At 48.2% G+C, this 4819-nt stretch carries 4 protein-coding genes; 3 read left to right on the top strand and 1 reads right to left on the bottom strand.

Translation table 11 applies throughout. The features are described from left to right. Positions 1–297: 297 nt before the first annotated feature. On the bottom strand, positions 298–996 hold the full coding sequence (rimI, locus tag QUA47_RS30255) for a ribosomal protein S18-alanine N-acetyltransferase (protein WP_333433538.1): 699 nt from the start codon (positions 994–996) through the stop codon (positions 298–300). Positions 997–1154: 158 nt separating this feature from the next. Between rimI and lysA the strand changes: the two genes are divergently transcribed. From lysA to QUA47_RS30240, 3 genes are all read left to right on the top strand, one after another. Continuing rightward, positions 1155–2588, top strand: coding sequence for a diaminopimelate decarboxylase (lysA, locus tag QUA47_RS30250; RefSeq protein ID WP_333433537.1), 1434 nt, complete (start codon positions 1155–1157; stop codon positions 2586–2588). A 208-nt stretch (positions 2589–2796) separates the two neighbouring features. Next, positions 2797–3690, top strand: coding sequence for a diadenylate cyclase CdaA (gene cdaA, locus QUA47_RS30245; protein ID WP_333215711.1), 894 nt, complete (start codon positions 2797–2799; stop codon positions 3688–3690). Positions 3691–3710: 20 nt separating this feature from the next. Next, positions 3711–4457, top strand: a complete 747-nt coding sequence (locus QUA47_RS30240) for an isoprenyl transferase (protein WP_006632600.1) — start codon at positions 3711–3713, stop codon at positions 4455–4457. Positions 4458–4819 lie beyond the last annotated feature (362 nt).

Here is a 4819-nt window from a genome sequence, read left to right as displayed (position 1 = left end):
TGCACCTTACTTGCTCTCCATTTTTGGACACCATACCTAATTTACCACTATTTGAGCCTTAACTGAACCGTATTGGGTGGTGTTTCTCCTGATCATATCATGGTTAATCGACCGGACATGATATCATACAGCATAGCTGGCTGGGATTTCAAGGCAATCGCCCTCAGTTGAGCAACTTGCTCAACAGCGCAAGCCTCTGTAAATAATCTCAAAGCCTTACTTAGCAAAGCCTTGAGGATAAATTTAAGTAAACTTAACACACTAAGTACGGAAGAGCCAACAAATTACATTCAAAACTCAAAATTTATCGATCGCCAAATGCCAGTTTTTCTGATGCAGCCGATCGCAAATTGGCACTTTCTCAACCGCTAAATATTGCTGAAATTCTGGTTTCTCTATGCCGCTGCGCCACATTACCAGAGCATCTTCTCCGGTGTCTTCGTAGTACCGTTTCCGCCGTCCTGCCTCTTTAAACCCAAATTTTTGGTAAAGAGAAACTGCGGCTAAATTAGATTCCCGCACTTCTAAGGTTGCCCGTTCTAATTGTCTATAGTGAGCCTTTTTTAGTAAATCCCAAAGCAGAGCTTGTCCTAAACCCTGACCTTGAAAGCGAGGATGAATTGCCAAAATTGTAATATGAGCTTCTTCTAAAATTGCCCACAGGCAACCCAAACCGATCAGGGTTGGGGTAAGTTTTGAGTTGGGAGTTGCTGGCGAGGAACTCTCAACACTGAGCGATTTTGAGTTGAGAATGCTGTTCCGCTCGATCGACTTCAGTTCGCTGTCGAATCTTTGTGATTCGCAGTCCCCGGTTTCAGAAGCCCACAAACCCAGTAAATCGCTGTTAGGACTGCCTAACTCGCGCCCATAGCCTTCGATCGTCCACAGTCCGCCAAAACAGAGGCGATCGAGTTCGACTGCACTGTTGAGGTCTTCGGCGGCGAGATGTTTAATTTGTAGAAAACGCACGGCTGTAAATTGTACACTGGAAAACACAGTAGCGATTAGCTGTTTGTTGCTAGTCCTGAGTCATGACTCACAAGTCTCCAGACATTAGTCTACTGCCAACGACCAATGACTGCTGATTAATGACTGCCGACTGCTGACTGCTGATTAATGACTGCTGACTAATAACCTAGGATAGTTATTGCGCGATGGTATCAACTCAATCTTTCGGGGTCGAATCGGGACTTAAGTATCTGTCTGACTCGAAGCCGGCCCTGCAAAATCGATCGCCCAATCAAGAACTGTTACCGCTGACAGCCAGTGTTAACAGCAGCGATCGGTTGGAAATCGGAGGCTGCGAGGTGACAGCTTTGGTGGAGCAATTTGGCTCGCCGTTGTACATTTTAGACGAAGAAACGCTGCGGGCGGCTTGTACCCAGTACCGGGATGCTTTTAAGCGTTACTATCCGGGCGAATCTCAAGTGATCTATGCTTCTAAAGCTTGGAGTTGTTTGGCAGTTTGCGCGATCGCAGCTTCGGAAGGTTTAGGCATAGATGTCGTATCCGCCGGAGAAATCCACACTGCACTGCAAGCCGGCGTCAGCCCCGACAAAATCTACTTCCACGGTAACAACAAGTCCCGCGAGGAACTACAGCTAGCTGTCGAAAACGGCTGCACTACCGTAGCCGACAATTGGCGGGATTTAGAAACTCTAGCAGAGTTGGGAGAATTGGGTGTCAGCAGCCTCACAGGTGGGCCGACACGAGTTATGGTGCGGTTTACTCCTGGAATTGAGTGTCACACCCACGAGTACATTCAGACGGGTCAAATCGACAGTAAATTTGGCTTCGATCCCAACTCGCTCGATCGAGTATTTACTTTCATCAGCCAACAGCCGTCGTTATTTTGCGTGGGAGTGCACGCTCACATCGGCTCTCAGATTTTTGAACTGCAACCCCATGACGATTTAGCCGAAGTCATAGTTCAGGCCTTGACAAAAGCACAGAGTTATGGTTTGCCAGCGACAGAAATTAATATTGGCGGTGGGTTGGGCATTCGCTATACTGAAGCGGACGATCCTCCTAGCATTGAAGATTGGGCTCGTACGATTTGCAAGGCAGTGGTAGCAGCTTGCGAGCGGCAGCAATTGCCCTTGCCTAAATTGCTTTGCGAACCTGGTCGATCGCTCGTGGGTACAGCTTGCGTTACAGCTTATACCGTTGGCTCTAAAAAAGTCATTCCGGAAATGCGGACGTATATAGCTGTCGATGGCGGGATGTCGGACAATCCGCGTCCTATTACCTATCAATCAGTTTATCGAGTCCTCGCAGCCGGCAAAATGTCTGCTCCCTTAACGGAAACAGTGACAATTGCTGGGAAACACTGCGAATCAGGCGATGTTCTGATTAAAGATGCCAAATTGCCAGATTGTCGGGCCGGAGATATCCTAGCCGTTCCGGCTACAGGGGCATACAATTACAGCATGGCTTCTAACTACAACCGAGTGCCCCGACCGGCAGCGGTTTTAGTTAGAAATGGGGAAGTTAACACGATTATACAGCGGGAAACTTACCAGGATTTGCTGAGGCTTGACCGCCTTCCTGAACGACTCGGAGCTCAAAAGTTAAAAGTTAAAAGTTAAAAGTTAAAAGAAAGACAATCGATGTTTACTTAGTGATGATTGCCTTTTCACTTTTAACTTTTGCCTTGTTCAGTCACGCGATTAGATTGACACTCCCCGGTCTAAAAACACGGGGATTTTCAGCATATTCCTTATAACAACTGTTCATGGTTCATGGGTTCGAGTGCATCACGGTTCGCGGTTCACAGGCGGTAGCGTTCGATGAACCATGAACAATCAACAATCTGGCTTTGACTTGACCCTCGTTCAGTCCTTATTGATTCAAGGGATCGATATTGGACTGGTTTTTGCCCTTGCGTATTTGGTGCTCGTCATTGTTGGCGAGCGCAGAACGCTGTGGATGGTACGGGGATTTATTATTTTGATGCTGGCGGCGGCGGTGAGCAACTGGGCTGGATTGAGGCTATTGCACGTTGCCCTCAACAGCTTGGTGACTGGTTCGGCTGTGGCAATGGCGGTCATATTGCAGTCGGAGTTTCGCCGATTTCTGGAACAATTGGGTCGGGGGGAATTTCGGCAATTGTTTGGACGCGATCGCCGACCAAATCCCGAACCGGACAGCGTAATAGATGAAATTGTGGACGCAGTAAAAGAACTTTCGCAAAACCGCACGGGCGCTTTACTAATTATAGAAACAGATTCTCCGATCGACGATCGAGATTTTTCGGTGCCGGGACTCAAGCTAAATGCTGAAGTTTCTAAAGAATTGTTGCAGACAATCTTTCAGCCGCAAACTTTGCTGCACGACGGAGCTGTTTTGATTCGAGGTTCGCGGATCGTGTCGGCGGGGGTAATTTTGCCTTTGTCCGATCGCAGCGCGTCGCGGCAGTTGGGAACCCGCCACCGGGCGGCGATGGGGATTACGGAACGGGTGCAAGCTTGCCTGTGCGTGGTGGTGTCTGAGGAAACGGGTTCTATTTCTTTAGCGCAGATGGGAATGTTAAATCGACCTTTGACTAGCAGCAAACTTAAGGAATTGTTGGAAGCAAAGCTGTTTCCGTCTGAGGGAGAAAGAGTTGTGGCTCCAATTCCGATCGGCAATCTCGGACGCCAGATAGGATTGAAGGGAGTGACGCTATTAAAACGGATACTGCGCCGTTAGTCGGGTAATCGGGAGAAACCATGAGTCAAGGAATTTGCTTGGAAAAGTTGCCGGAGGATCTGCAACAAGAACTACTGCCTAAGCACATAGCAGTGATTATGGACGGGAACGGGCGCTGGGCTAAGAATAAGGGGTTGCCGCGGATTGCGGGGCACCGCCGAGGAGCTAGCACTCTGAAGGAACTGCTGCGCTGCTGCAAAGATTGGGGGATTCCAGCTTTAACGGCCTATGCTTTTTCGACGGAGAATTGGGGGCGGCCGGCCGGAGAGGTGGATTTTTTAATGAGTTTGTTTGAGGGAAAGCTGCGGCAAGAATTGCGGGAGATGGTGGACGAGGACGTGCAAATTCAATTTATGGGGAATTTGCAGGCTTTGCCGAAGTCTTTGCAAGCCGAAATCGAGCGTTCTGTGACGGCCACTCAGCACAATCAAGGGATTTTGTTTACGGTGGCGACGAATTACGGGGGGCGTCAGGAGATTGTACAAGCTTGTCGGGCGATCGCCACTCAGGTGAAAGAGGGCAAGTTGCAGCCGGAGGAGATTGATGAGGTTTTATTTAAACGCTATTTGTATACTGCTGATGTTTGTGACCCGGATTTGCTGATCCGGACGAGCGGGGAAATGCGGTTGAGCAATTTTCTACTATGGCAAATGGCTTATTCCGAAATTTACATTACTGAGACGCTGTGGCCGGATTTTGATCGATCGGAGTTTCACCGCGCTTTGTCTGATTATCAGAAGCGCAGCCGCCGATTTGGCAAAGTGTAATGATTTTCGATTTGGGATTTTAGATTTGAGATTTTTCAGTTTCCAAGTAGGTGTCGATGCTGAGGGAGCATCTCCATGAAATTGACATACTCCCCACCCTTGAAGGGTGGGGATTCTAGCTTCAAACAGCAATTGCAGGCGTAGCCCGACTTACATCACCTAAGCCAACAGTCGATGCCCCGACTGCACAAATATTACGACTGGCGTTTTCATTCCTGCCATTAATTGATTGACAGGATGGACAACGCCATTCTCTAACGGACAAATTTAAACTTTCTAGGATATTAGGACTTACGCATTGACAAAATAACTCTATTGTGTGTATCTGGAATAGAGGTGAATTCAATTGCTAAAAAAAACAG

It is taken from the genome of Microcoleus sp. MON2_D5, from assembly GCF_036701905.1.
In the GTDB taxonomy this organism is placed as follows: Bacteria; Cyanobacteriota; Cyanobacteriia; order Cyanobacteriales; family Microcoleaceae; genus Microcoleus.
The sequence above is the reverse complement of the archived record's forward strand: the minus strand, read 5'-3'. Positions and strand labels throughout refer to the sequence as shown.